Source organism: Stackebrandtia nassauensis DSM 44728 (genome assembly GCF_000024545.1).
In the GTDB taxonomy this organism is placed as follows: Bacteria; Actinomycetota; Actinomycetes; order Mycobacteriales; family Micromonosporaceae; genus Stackebrandtia; species Stackebrandtia nassauensis.
Genome location: NC_013947.1, coordinates 164,220 through 178,866 on the forward strand (window position 1 = coordinate 164,220; position 14,647 = coordinate 178,866).

Consider the following 14,647-nt stretch of genomic DNA (forward strand, 5'->3'; position numbering starts at 1 on the left):
CATAACAAGAACGCTCATTCCAATAATGGTGACGTGGTCGGCCCTGAGCCCGGACGGAGCGGCGCCCCCTCGCCGCCGACGACCCGCGATGCGACGGGCACGATTACCCGATGACCGACAACAGCCGTCGTCGCGGCCGTCCCGCGACCGGAGTGCGCGAAGCGGTGCTGGCCGCCACCGAGGAGATCCTGGCCGAGTCCGGTGTCGCCCGGCTGTCGACCAAGGAGATCGCCAAGCGCGCGTCGGTGGCCGAGTCGAGCATCTTCTACCACTTCAACGACCGGCTGGGACTGCTCAAGGCCGTCGTCGACACGCACCGGCCCGGGTTCCGCCAGACGCTGGCCGAGATCCGCGCGGGCGGCGGCAGCGGCGAACTGCGCGCCGACCTGGTGGCGCTGCTGGAAAGCCTGGAGGCGTTCTACCTGCGCATCACGCCGATCCTGGCGGCGGTGCAGTCCGACGGTGAGCTGCGCGGCCGGTTCTCCGATCGCGGTGCCTCCGAGGAGATCGGGCCCCGTCGGGGCGTCACGGCACTGGCGGAGTACCTGGACGCCGAGCGCGCGGCGGGCCGGGTCCGCAGGGACCTGGACAGCCTCGCGATCGCGCAACTGCTGACGGGCGTGGCGTTTCAGCGGGCGGCGCTGATCCGGTTGTCCGGCCCCGAGGGGGTACCGCCGGGCGGCGTGGAACCCATTGTGGACGCACTGTTGCCGAGCCTGGTCAAGCCCTAGCTCCGATACCCGATGGTGGTATCCGATCACGCGTGTATATTTACTGAGTCGTAACTCAGTAAATAAGGGAGAGTCATGCGAACCCGGATCATCAAGGCGACAGCGGTCTTCGTCACCGGCCTGCTGGCGGGCATGTTCACCTACGGGGCGCTCAACGTGGCCCAGGCGTTCAAGGCGGTGCCGCTGGACGTCCGCTTCACCTACCACGTCGCGCTCATGAACGTGAACGCCTACGTCATGCAGATAACCATGGGTCTGGCGGTGCTGTCGGCGTTGACGCTGACCGTGATCGCGCGCGGCACCCCGAGGCTGCTGGCGGGCGCCGCCACGGTGCTGGGTGTGGCGACCTTCGTCATCACCCGGTTCGGCAACGTGCCGATCAACCAGCAGATCCGGCAGTGGGTCAAGACCTCACCCCCGGCCGACGTCGCCTCCATTCTGGACCGATGGGAGCTGCTGCACTACTTCCGGACCGGCACAGCGGTACTCATGTTCGCGACGATCGTCCTCATCGCCGTGCGGTACCGGGCGCTGCGGCCCGCCGACCCTGCGACCCCGTAGGGCCCCGGGCTCACAGGGCCTCGGCCACCGCCCGACCCGCCTGCCGTCCGGAGAAGATGCAACCGCCCAGGAACGTCCCCTCCAGCGATCGATAACCGTGCATGCCGCCGCCACCGAACCCGGCGACCTCTCCGGCCGCGTACAGCCCCGGCAGCGGCTCGCCGCCCGGACGCAGCACCCGGCCGGACAGGTCGGTGTGCAGCCCGCCGAGGGTCTTGCGGGTCAGGATGTTCAGCCGCACCGCGATCAGCGGCCCCGCCTTGGGATCGAGCAGCCGGTGCGGCGTGGCCACCCGGATCAGCTTGTCGCCCCGGTAGGCGCGGGTCGCCCGCACCGCCAGCACCTGCAGGTCCTTGGTGAACTTGTTGCGGATCTCGCGGTCGCGCTGCCGCACCGTGTCCCACACCCGTTCCACGTCGAGCAGCCGCTCCTCGGTGAGGCCGTTCATGCCCGCGACCAGTTCCTCGATCGTGTTGGCCACGACGAAGTCGGCGCCGTGCTTCTTGAACGCCTCCACCGGCGGGGTGGCGCCGGGCAGGGCCCGTTTGAGGACCTTCTTGATGCTCTTGCCGGTCAGGTCCGGATTCTGCTCGGAACCGGACAGTGCGAATTCCTTCTCGATGATCTTCTGCGTCAGGATGAACCAGGTGTATTCGTACCCTGTGGACATGATGTGTTCCAGGGTTCCCAGGGTGTCGAAGCCGGGGAACAGCGGGGCCGGGAGCCTGCGCCCGGTCGCGTCCAGCCACAGCGAGGACGGGCCCGGCAGGACCCGGATGCCGTGGTGGGGCCAGATCGGGTCCCAGTTCTGGATTCCCTCGGTGTAGTGCCACATCCGGTCCCGGTTGATGATCTCGCCGCCCGCCGACTCGGTGATGCCCAGCATGCGTCCGTCCACATGCTCGGGAACCCCGGAGATCAGGTGCTTGGGCGCGGTGCCCATCCGCTGCGGCCAGTTCTGCCGCACCAGGTCGAAGTTGCCGCCGATGCCGCCGCTGGTGACCACGACCGCCTGCGCGGTGAACGCGAAATCGCCGGTGACCTCACGGCTGGACGACTCGCCGCGTTTCGCGTCACTGGGTTGAAGGACACTGCCGGACACGCCGGTGACCCGGCCGTCGGTGACGGTCAGGTCGTCCACCCGGTGCCGGAACGCGAGCGTCACCAGGCCGCTGTCGACGGCGGCCCGCACCCGCTTCTCGAAAGCCTCCACAATGGCCGGGCCGGTGCCCCAGGTGATGTGGAACCGCGGCACCGAGTTGCCGTGCCCGTCGGCCAGATAACCGCCCCGCTCGGCCCAGCCGACGACCGGGAAGAACTTCACGCCGCGTTCCTTGAGCCAGGACCGCTTCTCCCCGGAGGCGAAGTCCACATAGGCTTCCGCCCAGGCGCGCGGCATCGCGTCCTCGTCCCGGTCGAAGCCCGCGCTGCCCAGCCAGTCCTGCCAGGCCAGCTCCTTCGAGTCGCGCACGCCCATGAGCCGCTGCTCGGGCGAGTCGACGAGGAACAGCCCGCCGAAGGACCAGAACGCCTGCCCACCCAGCGACTGTTCGGGCTCCTGATCGACGAGGATGACCTTCTTGCCCGCCTCGGCGAGCTCGGCGGTGGCCACCAGGCCCGCCAGTCCGGCTCCCACCACAATTACGTCGGTGTCCACAGTTACCGTCCTTTGACAGTCGTGAGTAGTGGTGGATATCTACCACAAACCGGGGAGCGCGACAATCAGTCGACTCGACGCCTCGCGCGGTCGCGGGCGGCGATCCACACCGGCAACCCGACCAGCAGGGCCGTGTCCGCCACCGTCCACACCATGAAACCAATGCCGAGGCCGTCGTGTTGCAGCTCGGTGAGATTGGCCTTGACATTGCCGGACGGGTCGTAGGTGACCAGCACCTTCTCGCCCTCGACGGTGCGGGCGCGGGCCTCGTTGAAGCGGTAGGTCTCGCCGCCCGGGCACGCGACGGTCACGTCGACGCCGTCGCCACTGCCGGTGAAGTAGGACTGCCGCGATTCGACCACGCACTCGTCGGTCTCGCCGACGATTTCCAGCACCGTCATGCCGGTGCCCGTGATCAGGGTGGCGACATAGGTCAGGGGAACCAGCATCAACAGCAGCCGCATGCCGCCGCGCGACCGCGAGAAGTTCCCCAGGTAGTAGACCGCCGCGGCCACGACGCCCACCACGAGCGCCCAGCCCGAGTGCGGCGGGAACACCCACAGCCAGGTGGCCAGCGCGAAACCGGCGATCGCGATCGCGTTGGCGATCACGTCGCCCGATACGGCGGGCCGTGACATGGGTGCCTCCTTCCGCCCGGGCACTGTACCCGGGCGGAAGGAGGACGAGGCTCAGCCTTCCTCGAGACTCAGCGCTCCCGAGGGGCACAGCTCGACGGCCTCGCGGGCCGCCGCGACCTGATCCGGGTGCGGTTCGGGTTGCAGGACCAGCACCCGGCCCTCGTCGTCGTCCTGATCGAAGAGCTCGGCGGCGGTGAGCACGCACATGCCCGCTCCGACGCAGACCTCCCGGTCGGCTTTGATCTTCACGAAATCCTCCCTACCAGGTGACCGGTAGCTTGTGGACACCATAGATCGCCATGTCGGTGCGCAGCGGAACCTCGGACGGATCGACCGCGAGCCGAAGCCCGGGGAAACGCCGCAGCAACGCCTCGAAACCTATCCGCATCTCGATGCGCGCCAACTGCTGGCCGAGGCACTGGTGCACCCCGTGTCCGAAGCTGACGTGTCCGGTGGCGGTGCGGCGCACGTCCAGGGTGTCCGGGTCGTCGAACTTGTTCGGGTCCCGGTTGGCCCCGGCCACCGAGATCGAGACGCTGTCGCCCTTCTTGATCAGGTGCCCCTCGAACTCGATGTCCTCGGCGGCGATTCGCCTGGCGCCCAAGTGGATGATCGACAGGTACCGCAGCAGTTCCTCGACCGCTTTGGGCATCAGCTCGGGATCGTCGCGCAGGATCTCCAACTGCTCGGGGTGTTCCAGCAGCGCGAAGGTGCCCAGCCCCAGCATGTTGGCGGTGGTCTCGTGCCCGGCGACCAGCAGCAGGAACCCGATGCCGCCCATCTCGGCGGGCTCCAGGTCGTCGTCCTGGGTCAGGTCGCTGAGCAGGTCGTCGGTGGGCTCGGCGCGTTTCTGCTTCGCCAGCCCGAGGATGTACTCCTGGATCTCCTTGATGCTGGCCATCCGCTCCTCGGGCTGGGTCGAGAACGACAGCATCTTGTGGGACCGGGTCTGGAACTCGGCCCGCTCCTCATAGGGCACACCCAGCAGCTCACAGATCACCATGGACGGAACCGGCAGCGCGAACTTCTCCACCAGGTCGGCCGGTTTCGGCGAAGCCGCCAGCTCGTCCAGGTGCTGGTTCACGATCTCGGCGACCCGGGCCTCCAGGACCTTCATGCGTTTGACGGTGAACACGCCGGTGAGCTTGCGCCGCAGCCGGGTGTGGTCGGGCGGGTCCATCCGGATGAACATGCCCGGCTCGACCGGGAACTCCTTGAGCTGCTTGGGAAGGAACGGACTGTCCACAGGTGAGCGCTGAAAGGTGGACGAAGAACTGAAGCGGGTGTCGGCGAGCACCTTCTTGACCTGCTCGTGCCCGGTGATGAGCCAGCCCTCGTGCTCGTCGGGAAAGAAGATCATCCGGCTGATCGGCCGGGTCTCGCGCAGTCGTGTGAGTTGGGGAGAGGGGTCGAAGGGGTTGGGACGGTCGAGCGGTACTCCACGAGGGACTTCAACGGTCGACATGGCGACTCCAAAATGCGGCTGAATGCCCGGACGAAACGCCGTTGCCGCTATCGCGGCGCTTCGCGCTCTGCTGTGCGTTTGTTGCGGTACGTCTCCCAGCGGGAGACGAGTTCGGGACTGAACTCCTCGACCAGGAAGTCGAGGAAGTCGGCGAATTCCTGCATGCGTTCGCGCCGGTCCGGATCGTCACCGACGAGCCGAAGCCCGGCCGCCGCGACGTCGCGTCCGGCGTTCAGGAACTTCCACCGGGTCCGCAGGATCTCGGTCCAGTCACCACCTCCGGCGAGCCGGTAGTAGTGCTGACGTGAGTCCGGTACCGGCACCCGCTCCACCTTCAGGCCCTGCTGAAGCTGGCGGATGACGGTGCTGACCGACGCCTTGCTGATCGCGAGGGCGTCGGCCATCTCGGTGATCGACTGATGCTCCGGCTTGCAGATCAGCAGGTAGCCGACCAGCATTCCGGCGATGCGCTGTCCGCCGCTCATCTCCACGAAAACCCCGAAGCGCCCGACGAGTTCACGTTCGGCGATCGACAGTTCCGGCATCGCGACCCACCCTGCGTTAAAGACGTTCAGTACTTACTGAACGAATCATACGCTCACGTTCGGTTGCCAGACAAGCGATTCACCAAGATCCTTTCACGTGGAAATCAGTGAATCCCTCAACGACCATCCCGAGGACCGAACGCGGCCAACGCATCCCGCTCACTGTTACGCGAGTACACATACTCGTCCGCCCAGGCCGCGGCGTCCGGGAACGTCGACTCCGCGGCAATCCGGGCCACCGCCACCTCATAGTCGTACTCGGTGTGCCGCATCTCAATCCCCGGCCCCAAGCGCAACCACGGCGCTCCCCTACGCCCGTAAGGCATCCCAATACTCCCCGCGTTGACCACCGTCACCCCATGGGTGAGCCGCGAGAACGGCATATGCGTGTGCCCACACACCACAGTCGTCACGGCCGGATCCAAGCCCGCCAACACCTCTTCCCACCGAGCGGGCCGCGAATCCACCAACACCACCTCCTCATCATCGCGGGGCGTCGCGTGACAGAACAACACCTCACCCAACCCCTCGATACCCAACCGCGCCGTACTCGCCATCCCCTCCAACAACCCCACATGCTCCTCCCGCAACTGCCCCGCGGCCCACTCACTCACGGGAATCTCCGGAATCGCCTTCCCGTCCCGCCTGATCTCCACCAACTCCCGATCGGCGTTCCCCCGCACCCAAACCACCCGCTCCCCCAGGCCCAACAGCGTGTCGAAAACCTCCACCGGCTGCGGCCCCGACAAGATGTCCCCGGTCAGCACAATCCGCTCCGCCGACCGCACATCCGGCTCAGCCAGCACCGCCTCCAAAGCGGGCAGAACCCCATGAATATCGGACAACACCACGACGTTGGAAACCATGTCGCAACCCTAGGCAGCGCAGGGGACGTAGCCCAGGCTTTCCGCTGTCAGCAGAGCCGAGTTCTAAGCCAGCCAGTCCAGTGCCACCGCGGCTGTCCACGATTGGCGGTGGCTGCCGAGCGCCTCGCCCGTGAACGGTTCGTAGTACTCGCCGAAGTGGCCGTCCGTCAGTTGCGCCAGGCCCGCCTCGCGGATCGCTTCGGCGTCGCCGATGTGGCCGTGGTGCCGCAGGCCCCAGCCGAACAGCCAGGACAGGAACGGCCATACCGGGCCGCGCCAGTAGGTCTTGGGGCGCAGGTTGGTCGCGGCCGGAGATAGCGACGCGGGTAGGCGGTGGGCCAGGTCGGGGTGGCCGCACCAGCGTGGGCCCCAGAAGATCTCGCGTTGCCGGTCGATGAGGTCGACATCGCCGCCGCTCAGCAGGGGGGCGAAGCCCGCCACCGAGTCGGCGTCGATCCACTCGTCGTCGTGGCGGTCGAGGTCGCGGGCCAGGCCGGTGGTGCTATCGATTGTGGAGGCCACTCCGGCGCGGAACCGGGCGGCGATGTCGCGCAGTTCGGCGGCCGCCTCGGTTCTGTCGAACTCGTCGCCGAGGTCGGCCAGGACGTCGCTGGCGACCGCCAGTATCGCGGAGGTGAACACGTCGGCGACCCGGAAGTCCAGGCTGGAGCGCATCGCCGTTTCGTCGTAGTCGGCGCGCCGCATCTGCTCGATGAGCCACAGGTAGCGGGCGTACTCGGTGTCGCTGGGGCGTTCGGAGACGTCGGCGACGTGGCGGGTGTCCAAGCGGGTGAACGCTTCCAGGGTGCCGGGGGTGATGCGGGCGTAGGCGTCGTCCCAGCGGGGGGAGTTGTCCATACCGGATTCCCAGCCGTGGTGGATCTCGACCAGGCCCAGGCCGTCGGGGTCGCGCGCGGTGGCCAGCCAGCGGTGCCAGTTCAGCCAGGAGTCGAACGTGGACGATATGAACCGTTCGGCTTCGGCCTGGTCGGTGCCGCCCGAGCGGCGTCCGGCGTCGAGGATGTGCCGCAACGCGATCGCGTGCACGGGTGGTTGACAGATGCCGGACGTGCGCACGCCGGACGGGGCGGTGGGGGCCAGGTGGGCCCGCCAGCGGTCGGGGCCCGGGAAGTAGCCGTCCACGTCGGAGAACACGATGTGCGGGATCATGCCGGTGGTCCACTGTGCTCGCAGCAGGGTCCGCATCTCGGTGATGGCCCGCGGGACGGAGATCCGGGCCAGACCGACGGCGATGAGCGCCGAGTCCCAGCTCCACATGTGCGGGTACAGCCGGGGCGCCGCCGCGGTCATGTCGCCGAGGTCGTTGCCGCGCAACACGTCCGCGGCGCGATCGGCCAGTGCTTCCCCCGTGAGTACTGTCATCGATCGGTCTCCAGTGCCATGGCGGATTCGGGATCGTAGAACCGCAGCCGGTCGGCCGGGAAGGTCAGCCAGGCCGTGGCCCCGGGGTCGATGCGGAACGTCGGCGGTGCCTGGACCTTGAGTTCCTGGCCGTCGACGGTGACCGTCAGCAGCACCGAGGCGCCGACCGGTTCGACGACGTCTACCGTGGCGGGCACCGCGGATTCGTCGCGGGACTGCGAGACCGTGATGTTCTCGGCCCGCACGCCCAGCTTCACCGGCTGCCCGGCGAAGGACGCCAGGGCGCTGGGCACCGCGAGGCTCTGCTCGCCGACGCGCAGTTTCGGGCCGTCGGCGACTTCGCCGTCCAGGAAGTTCATGGGTGGTGAGCCCAGGAATCCGCCCACGAAGGTGTCGGCGGGAGAGTCGTACACGTCGATGGGGCCGCCCTGCTGCACGATCCGGCCGGAGCGCATCACCGCGACCCGGTCGCCCAGCGACAGCGCCTCGGCCTGGTCGTGGGTGACGTAGACGGTGGTGGTGCCCAGTTCCGCGACGATCTTCTTCAGCTCGGCCCGGAACGACAGCCGCAGCAGCGCGTCCAGGTTGGACAGCGGTTCGTCCATGAGCAGTACGTCGGCGTCGACGACGATGGCCCGCGCCACCGCGACGCGTTGCCGCTGACCGCCCGAAAGCTGAGCCGGGTAGCGATCGAGGTAATCGGTCAGCTGCAACAGGTCCGCGGCCCGGTCCACCCGGCGGGCGATCTCGTCGGCGGCCACACCACGCATCTTCAGGCCGAAGCCGATGTTGGCCCGGACCCGACGGTGCGGGAACACCGCGTAGGACTGGAACACCATCGACAGGTTGCGGTTGCGGGGAGCCAGGTAGGTGACGTCCTTGCCGCCGATGGCCACCGAACCGGCGTCGGGCAACTCCAGGCCCGCGATCATGCGCAGCAGGGTGGTCTTGCCGCAACCGCTGGGGCCCAGGAACACCATGAACTCGCCGTCGGCCACGTCGAGACTCACGTCGTCGGTGGCCGGGGCCTTCTGTCCTGAGTAGGTCCTGGACAGGTTTCGGATCGAGATGTCAGCCATCGGTGCGTCCTCGCGTGTGATTGTGGATGTTCATCGCAGCGTCGTCCCCCACATGTTGAGCAGGTACTTGCGCATCAGCGCGATGAAGATGATGGCGGGGACGATGAGCGCGAACCCGCCGGCGAAGCGGTAAGCCTCCGGGGAGTACTGCAATGTGGACAGAACCTGGCCCGGCAGCGTACGCCGGTTGAGCGTCAGCACCGCCGCGCCCAGGACCTCGTTCCACGACAGCACGAAGGTGAAGATGGACGCCGCCGACACCCCCGGCAGCGCCAGCGGCAGCACCACCCGGACGAAGGCCGAGAACGGCGAGCAGCCGAAGATCTGCGCCGCCTCCTCGACGTCGCGCGGCACCGCCACGAACACGGCCGCCGTGATGAGAACCGTTGTGGGCAAAGCCAAGGCGGTGTGCAGCAGCGTCACACCCGTCGTGGTGTCGTAGACGCCGGTCGACAGGAACAGTTGCGCCATCGGCACCGACAGCACCACGATCGGCAGCGCCCGGGTGAACAGCAGGAACAGCTGGTACGGCTCGCGACCCCGAAACGCGTACCGGGCCAGCGCGTACCCGGCGGGAGCGCCGACCAACAGCGACCACACCAGCGTGTTGACACCGACGATGAGCGAGTTGCCGAAGGCGGGCAGGATCCCGGTCGAGGAGACGAACGTGCCCATGGTGTCCCAGGACAGGTCGGACGGCCACAGGGCGCGCGGGAACTCGTTGAGCGCGTCCCGGCTGGAGAACGCGGCCACCGCGATGAGGTAGATCGGGATCGCCATGAACGCGGTGACCGCGAGGCAGGCGACCTGGACGCCGAAGCGGCGCCACCGGTGGGCGCGCAGCGCCGCCGAGTTGCCCCGGGTGGGCGTCGCGGCGGTGTCCGAAGTGGTCATCGCTTGCCTCCTTTGTCGGACGGATCGCGCAGCGCCCGCAGGTAGACGATCGCGGTGATCATCGAGATGGCGAGGATGACCAGGGCCAGCGCGGAGGCCACGCTCGGGTTGCGCAGCGCGACGTACCAGTTGTAGGTCTCACCGACCAGGACCGGGAAGTCGCGTCCGGTCAGGGCCTGTGCCACCGCGAAGGTCTGGAACGCCAGGATCGTCCGCAGGATCAACGCCACCTGGAGGCTGGGCCGCAGCAGCGGCAGCGTGACGTGCCGCAGCCGCTGCCAGTAGGAGGCGCCGAACACCTGCGCCGCCTCGTCGTAGTCCTTGGGGATGCCCTGCATCCCGGCCACCACGATCACCAGCACCAGCGAGGTGGCGCGCCACAGCTCGGCGATGAACACCGCGAAGAACATCGACGTGTTGCTGTCGTAGGAAAGCCAGTTCACCCCGTCGATGCCCAGGTGGGACAAAAACGAGTTGAGGTAGCCGTGGTCGGTGAAGATCGACAGCCACACCAGGCCCGCGGCCAGGTCGGACACCGCCAGCGGGATCGCCCAGATGTAGAAGTACAGGCCCGACAGTTTCGGCTTGGCCCGCAACAGCAGCGCCATCCCCAGGGCCAGCGCGAACTGCACCGGGATGAGGATGACGATCAGCAGCAGCGTGTTGCGCACGGCGGGCCAGAAGAACGGGTCGGCGGCCATGCGGGCGAAGTTGTCGAAGCCGAAACCGTCGCCGGTCTTGAACGCCTGGATCAGCCCCGAGATCGTCGGCCAGCCCATGAGCGCGGCCATGAACAGCACCGACGGCGCGATCAGCCACACCACCGGCGGAATCCGGCGGCGGCGCGGCGCGACTTCGGTGACCTGGGTGGCGGCCATGTCAGCCCACCTCGCAGACGGCTTCGGCCGGATCGGGTGCCCAGCAGGGGATCTTGAGGTCATCGAGAATGGACTGCAACTCGGCCGCCTGTTCGTCCACGACGGACTTGATCGATCGGTCGTCCAGGCAGATCTGCCGGAACGAGTTCTGGAACACCGCGGTGACCTCGCCGTCGCGTTCCCCGGTTCCCACCGGCGGCAGCGCCATGATCGCGTCCTTGGCCTCCCGCTGCGCGGTGATCGCCTCGGCGGCCAGCTTCGTCGCGCCCTCCAGGTCGTCGGGCAGTTCCGTGACGGACACCGGGAAGAAGGTGTTCTGCTTCAGCACCTCGATCTGTACGTCCGGTTCGGACAGTGACAGGATCGCGTCGGTGGCGCCGTCAGGATCGGGGGCGCCGTCGGGGATCGCCAACCCCGCGACCACCAGCATGTACCCCAAACCCTTGGGGCCCTTCGGAGACGGCACCAGCAGCCACTCGTCCGGATTGCCCTTGGGCGCCTCGATGATGCGGGCGATGTGGTCCCAGGCGACCATGACCTCGCCCTTGGCCAACGGCTCCTGCATGTTGTCGTAGTTGGTGGAGGCGGGGACGAAGTTCGCCCACAGCTCCTTCATGTACTTCCACGCGTCGATGGCGTCCGCGCTGCGGAACGTCGTGACCTGCCCACCGGTGAAGCTCGGCAGCAGATGCCCCTGGACGAAGCGGGCGTACAGCCCGTCCGGCCCGGCGGGGAACCCGAAGACCGGGCTGCCGTTGGCCTTTCGCGCCGCGATCGCCCAGTCCAGGTACTGGTCGTAGGTCAGCGAGTTGACGTCGGCCCCCGAGGGCAGCCACTCTAGCGCCCGCTTGTGGACGGCGACCACATAGGACGCCTGCATCCACGGGATGTACTTCGCGGTCGAACCCCCGGCCTTGGCCAACTCCAGCAGGTCCTTCGGATACTCGGCCTGCGCCAGCTTCCCCTTCAACAGCCCGTCTACGTCGGTGAACCGGTCGGCCAACGGCGCCAGTTCGCCGTGCATGGCCCCGGCCAGGCTCACCTGCACGCTCCCGGCCTCGGCCTGCGAGGTCAGCGTGGACGCGAACACGTTCCCCTCCACCGCGTTGTACGCCGCGTTGACCTTCGCGTCGGCCAGGACCTTCTCGAACCGCTGCTTCTCCTCCACCGGCGTGAACTGGGTGGACAGGAAGTCGAGGCTGCCGGCCTTGCCGCCGCTGGTGTTGAAACCCACGCAGGACGACAACAGCGGAACCGCCGCCAGCGCCGCCGCACCACCCAGCAGCGACCGGCGACTCAGGCCCGCGGGTGGGCGATGTGGCGACGTTGCCATGGGGTGACTCCTCAATCCGGCCGGGCTGTCCGCCCGCCGACTTTTGTCAACCAGCTGAACATAACTCCGCCATTCGCTCATTGTCAAGATCACGCGCCGGGCAGAATGTCGGTATGACCGCGATGCGCCCCTCCGGACGGTTCCCCGCCCAGGCAGCCAACACCCCCGGCCACCTGCTGAACCTCATCCGCAGCCGCGACAACTGGACCCGGCAGCAACTCCTGACCGCCACCGGCCTGTCCCGCACCACCCTGTTCTCCCGCCTCGGCCAGCTCTTCCGCTCCGGCTACGCCTACGAGTCCGGCGCCGCCCGCTCCACCGGCGGCCGCCCCTCCAGCCTGGTCCGCTTCGAAGACCGCGGCCGCGTCGTCCTCGTCATCGACCTGGGCCACCGCCACGGTCGCATCGCGATCACCACCGTCGGCGGCACCACGCTGCGCGAGACCCGACTGTCCATCGACATCGCCCAACCCCCCAAGACCCTGCTGCCGACCATCTACGACCAGGCCCAACACCTGCTCGACACCGGCACCGACGAGAAACTCGTCGGCGTCGGCGTCGCGGTACCCGGCCCGGTCTCACCCGTCACCGGGCACCTCACCGAAACCACGATCATGCCCGGCTGGCACCACTACCCCCTCAACGCCGAGATGGCCGACCGCTGGGGCGTCCCGGTCCTGCTGGAGAACGACGCCCGGGCCTACGCCCTCGGCGAATCCGTCGAACGCCCCGACGCGAGCCCTCTGGTCGCGGTCAAATACGCCAACGGCATCGGCGCCGGAATCGTCCTGGACGGCCAACTCCTGTGCGGCGTGGGCGGGGCCGCCGGCGACATCGGCCACATCCGCATCACCGACGCCCGCGGTCGCCGCTGCCGCTGCGGCCGCAACGGCTGCCTCGCCGCCTACGCGTCCGGCCACGCCCTCCTACGCCAACTCCGCCGCCCCACCGACACCACGGTCGACGACCTGGCCACCACCATGGCCACCCACCAACCCACCGAAACCGCGGTCCGCGCCGCCGCCACCCTCCTGGGCCGCACCCTCGCCAGCCTCGTCGCCACCCTCAACCCCCAGCTCATCGTCCTGGGCGGAGTCCTGGGCCGCACCCCCGCCGTAGTGGAAGAAGTCCGCTCCCAAATCCACACCCTCGCCATCGACCGAGTCACCACCCCCCTCTCCGTCACGGCCAGCACGGCCCACCACCCGGTCGGCACCGGCCTCACCGCCCTGGTTACGGGCCACGTCTACGCCCCCGACAACGTCGACGCCACCCTCACCGCCCAACCGACCACGGCCGATACCCGGTCGACACCGCCCCACCGAGCCCCGTAAGATGTCCGAAGCCGATGGGCAACCATCAGCGGAGGGGTGTGGCGCAATTGGAAGCGCAACGGTCTCCAAAACCGTAGGTTGCAGGTTCGAGTCCTGTCACCCCTGCAAATATCGAAAAGCCCGTGACCGGTGGCAACCGGTCACGGGCTTTTCGGTGTGGTTAGCGGGTCGGAGCGGGGGCCGGGGTCGGGACTGGCGTTTGGCGTGCGGCGCGGCTGCGGAGCAGGGCGCCGCCGAGGGTGGCGAACCAGATGACGTTGATCAGGCCGATGCTGGCGACCGCTCCCCAGCCGTTGGCGGCGTAGAAGTTGGCGGCGTTCATTCCGAAGAAGAGGGAAGGGACCAGGGCCAGGTTGGTCAGGGCGAGGATGATGTTGCCGGTCAGGACCCAGCGGCGCAGCAGGCCGGTGCGGGCCGCGCTGATGGTCAGGGTGATGAGGAAGGCGGCGACCAGGCCGCGGGCTATCGGGCCGTGCAGGAGGACCATGCCGGCGGCGAGCGGGCCGTCGACCGTGGGGTCCATGTCGGAGTTCGGTTTCCACAGGGAGGTGCCGACTTCGAGGGAGGCCGAGACCAGGGTGACGGCGACGTAGGTCAGTAGGGACGTGACGGCGATGGAGCCGGAGAGTCCGGCGTCGCCGCCTCGGGCTTGGCGCAGTAGGCGGGCCAGACCGGCGCCGAAGATGAGGAAGCCGATGAAGGTCGTGACGGTGATGAGGTTGCGGCCCAGGACGTTCTCGGGTGGCGGGGCGCCGTCGTAGACGAAGTACAGACCCACCATGAGGATGGACAGGACTCCGGAGAGAAGTCCAGCGAGGCCGGTGGTGATGCGGTCGGATTTGCTGATTGCGGACACGGGGGTTCCTTTCGGAGGGTGGGTGGGGTTAGGCGGAGACGTTGGGCTGGTTGGCGGCGGTGTCAGGTCGGGGTGTGCCGGGGATGAGGCGGTGGGCCATGGTGAATCCGGCGACGAGGAGGGTGGAGGCCGCGACCGTCCACAACCACCAGGGGGCGTCGAGGTCGCCGCCGATGACTCCGATCATCAGCCAGACGATGACCTGGACGACGGTTCCGAAGATGCCGAGCAGGGCGGTTGCCTGGCGGGCAACGAGCAGGGAGCGCTGGGGTGACTTCGGCGGTGCGGTGACCGGGGCGAAGATCTCGCGGCCGAAGGAGGTCAGTCGGGAGAGGAACGAGGTGGTCTGTCCTGAGTGGGTTTTGTTCGTGTTTTCCATGGCTCCAGCGTCGCCGCGACGGAGGGGTTGGCGCATCGCCAGATCTGG

At 68.1% G+C, this 14,647-nt stretch carries 16 protein-coding genes and 1 tRNA gene; 4 read left to right on the top strand and 13 right to left on the bottom strand.

Going from position 1 to position 14,647, the window contains the following annotated elements; all coding sequences use genetic code 11:
* Positions 1–110 precede the first annotated feature (110 nt).
* The gene (locus tag SNAS_RS00805; protein WP_013015452.1) at positions 111–731 is read left to right on the top strand and encodes a TetR/AcrR family transcriptional regulator; all 621 of its coding nucleotides are present in this window, start codon (positions 111–113) and stop codon (positions 729–731) included.
* Between the two features lie 75 nt (positions 732–806).
* Positions 807–1,292, top strand: coding sequence for an anthrone oxygenase family protein (locus tag SNAS_RS00810; protein ID WP_013015453.1), 486 nt, complete (start codon positions 807–809; stop codon positions 1,290–1,292).
* A gap of 10 nt (positions 1,293–1,302) precedes the next feature.
* Here SNAS_RS00810 and SNAS_RS00815 read toward each other — a convergent pair whose 3' ends face one another.
* The 11 genes from SNAS_RS00815 to SNAS_RS00865 form a co-directional block, all read right to left on the bottom strand.
* Positions 1,303–2,949 (bottom strand): FAD-binding dehydrogenase, encoded by a 1,647-nt coding sequence (locus SNAS_RS00815; protein ID WP_013015454.1) that lies wholly within the window; start codon positions 2,947–2,949, stop codon positions 1,303–1,305.
* Between the two features lie 65 nt (positions 2,950–3,014).
* Positions 3,015–3,587 (bottom strand): hypothetical protein, encoded by a 573-nt coding sequence (locus SNAS_RS00820; protein WP_013015455.1) that lies wholly within the window; start codon positions 3,585–3,587, stop codon positions 3,015–3,017.
* A 51-nt stretch (positions 3,588–3,638) separates the two neighbouring features.
* Entirely contained in the window at positions 3,639–3,836 is a 198-nt protein-coding gene (locus tag SNAS_RS00825) for a ferredoxin (RefSeq protein WP_013015456.1), read from the bottom strand.
* A gap of 10 nt (positions 3,837–3,846) precedes the next feature.
* Positions 3,847–5,052: a cytochrome P450 gene (locus tag SNAS_RS00830; protein ID WP_013015457.1), complete on the bottom strand. Its 1,206-nt coding sequence runs from the start codon at positions 5,050–5,052 to the stop codon at positions 3,847–3,849.
* 47 nt (positions 5,053–5,099) lie between these two features.
* On the bottom strand, positions 5,100–5,597 hold the full coding sequence (locus SNAS_RS00835) for a GbsR/MarR family transcriptional regulator (protein WP_013015458.1): 498 nt from the start codon (positions 5,595–5,597) through the stop codon (positions 5,100–5,102).
* A 116-nt stretch (positions 5,598–5,713) separates the two neighbouring features.
* Positions 5,714–6,463 (bottom strand): metallophosphoesterase family protein, encoded by a 750-nt coding sequence (locus SNAS_RS00840; protein WP_013015459.1) that lies wholly within the window; start codon positions 6,461–6,463, stop codon positions 5,714–5,716.
* A gap of 63 nt (positions 6,464–6,526) precedes the next feature.
* On the bottom strand, positions 6,527–7,846 hold the full coding sequence (ggh, locus tag SNAS_RS00845) for a glucosylglycerate hydrolase (protein WP_013015460.1): 1,320 nt from the start codon (positions 7,844–7,846) through the stop codon (positions 6,527–6,529).
* Positions 7,843–8,925, bottom strand: a complete 1,083-nt coding sequence (locus SNAS_RS00850; protein ID WP_013015461.1) for an ABC transporter ATP-binding protein — start codon at positions 8,923–8,925, stop codon at positions 7,843–7,845. The genes ggh and SNAS_RS00850 overlap by 4 nt, the downstream gene beginning before the upstream one ends.
* Before the next feature lie 30 nt (positions 8,926–8,955).
* Positions 8,956–9,819: a carbohydrate ABC transporter permease gene (locus SNAS_RS00855; RefSeq protein ID WP_013015462.1), complete on the bottom strand. Its 864-nt coding sequence runs from the start codon at positions 9,817–9,819 to the stop codon at positions 8,956–8,958.
* Complete coding sequence (locus tag SNAS_RS00860; RefSeq protein ID WP_013015463.1) at positions 9,816–10,697, bottom strand: carbohydrate ABC transporter permease; 882 nt, start codon at positions 10,695–10,697, stop codon at positions 9,816–9,818. Before SNAS_RS00860 ends, SNAS_RS00855 begins: the two co-directional genes overlap by 4 nt.
* 1 nt (position 10,698) lies before the next feature.
* Entirely contained in the window at positions 10,699–12,030 is a 1,332-nt protein-coding gene (locus SNAS_RS00865) for an ABC transporter substrate-binding protein (RefSeq protein ID WP_013015464.1), read from the bottom strand.
* 113 nt (positions 12,031–12,143) lie between these two features.
* Between SNAS_RS00865 and SNAS_RS00870 the strand changes: the two genes are divergently transcribed.
* Together SNAS_RS00870 and SNAS_RS00875 are read left to right on the top strand one after the other, a co-directional pair.
* A complete protein-coding gene (locus tag SNAS_RS00870) occupies positions 12,144–13,364 on the top strand; it encodes an ROK family protein (protein WP_013015465.1) in 1,221 nt (406 codons plus the stop codon).
* A 32-nt stretch (positions 13,365–13,396) separates the two neighbouring features.
* A tRNA-Trp gene (locus tag SNAS_RS00875) sits at positions 13,397–13,469 on the top strand.
* Between the two features lie 55 nt (positions 13,470–13,524).
* Here SNAS_RS00875 and SNAS_RS00880 read toward each other — a convergent pair.
* Positions 13,525–14,220 carry a hypothetical protein gene (locus tag SNAS_RS00880; protein ID WP_013015466.1) on the bottom strand — a complete coding sequence of 232 codons (696 nt, stop codon included), beginning with the start codon at positions 14,218–14,220 and terminating at the stop codon, positions 13,525–13,527.
* A gap of 28 nt (positions 14,221–14,248) precedes the next feature.
* Positions 14,249–14,599 (bottom strand): hypothetical protein, encoded by a 351-nt coding sequence (locus SNAS_RS00885; RefSeq protein ID WP_013015467.1) that lies wholly within the window; start codon positions 14,597–14,599, stop codon positions 14,249–14,251.
* Positions 14,600–14,647: the final 48 nt, after the last annotated feature.

Coding starts and splice junctions, on each gene's coding strand:
- SNAS_RS00855 (WP_013015462.1), bottom strand. CDS start 9,819: ATGACCACTTCGGACACCGCCGCGACGCCCACCCGGGGCAACTCGGCG.
- SNAS_RS00850 (WP_013015461.1), bottom strand. CDS start 8,925: ATGGCTGACATCTCGATCCGAAACCTGTCCAGGACCTACTCAGGACAG.
- ggh (WP_013015460.1), bottom strand. CDS start 7,846: ATGACAGTACTCACGGGGGAAGCACTGGCCGATCGCGCCGCGGACGTG.
- SNAS_RS00830 (WP_013015457.1), bottom strand. CDS start 5,052: ATGTCGACCGTTGAAGTCCCTCGTGGAGTACCGCTCGACCGTCCCAAC.
- SNAS_RS00840 (WP_013015459.1), bottom strand. CDS start 6,463: ATGGTTTCCAACGTCGTGGTGTTGTCCGATATTCATGGGGTTCTGCCC.
- SNAS_RS00810 (WP_013015453.1), top strand. CDS start 807: ATGCGAACCCGGATCATCAAGGCGACAGCGGTCTTCGTCACCGGCCTG.
- SNAS_RS00820 (WP_013015455.1), bottom strand. CDS start 3,587: ATGTCACGGCCCGCCGTATCGGGCGACGTGATCGCCAACGCGATCGCG.
- SNAS_RS00835 (WP_013015458.1), bottom strand. CDS start 5,597: ATGCCGGAACTGTCGATCGCCGAACGTGAACTCGTCGGGCGCTTCGGG.
- SNAS_RS00870 (WP_013015465.1), top strand. CDS start 12,144: ATGACCGCGATGCGCCCCTCCGGACGGTTCCCCGCCCAGGCAGCCAAC.
- SNAS_RS00865 (WP_013015464.1), bottom strand. CDS start 12,030: ATGGCAACGTCGCCACATCGCCCACCCGCGGGCCTGAGTCGCCGGTCG.
- SNAS_RS00885 (WP_013015467.1), bottom strand. CDS start 14,599: ATGGAAAACACGAACAAAACCCACTCAGGACAGACCACCTCGTTCCTC.
- SNAS_RS00860 (WP_013015463.1), bottom strand. CDS start 10,697: ATGGCCGCCACCCAGGTCACCGAAGTCGCGCCGCGCCGCCGCCGGATT.
- SNAS_RS00805 (WP_013015452.1), top strand. CDS start 111: ATGACCGACAACAGCCGTCGTCGCGGCCGTCCCGCGACCGGAGTGCGC.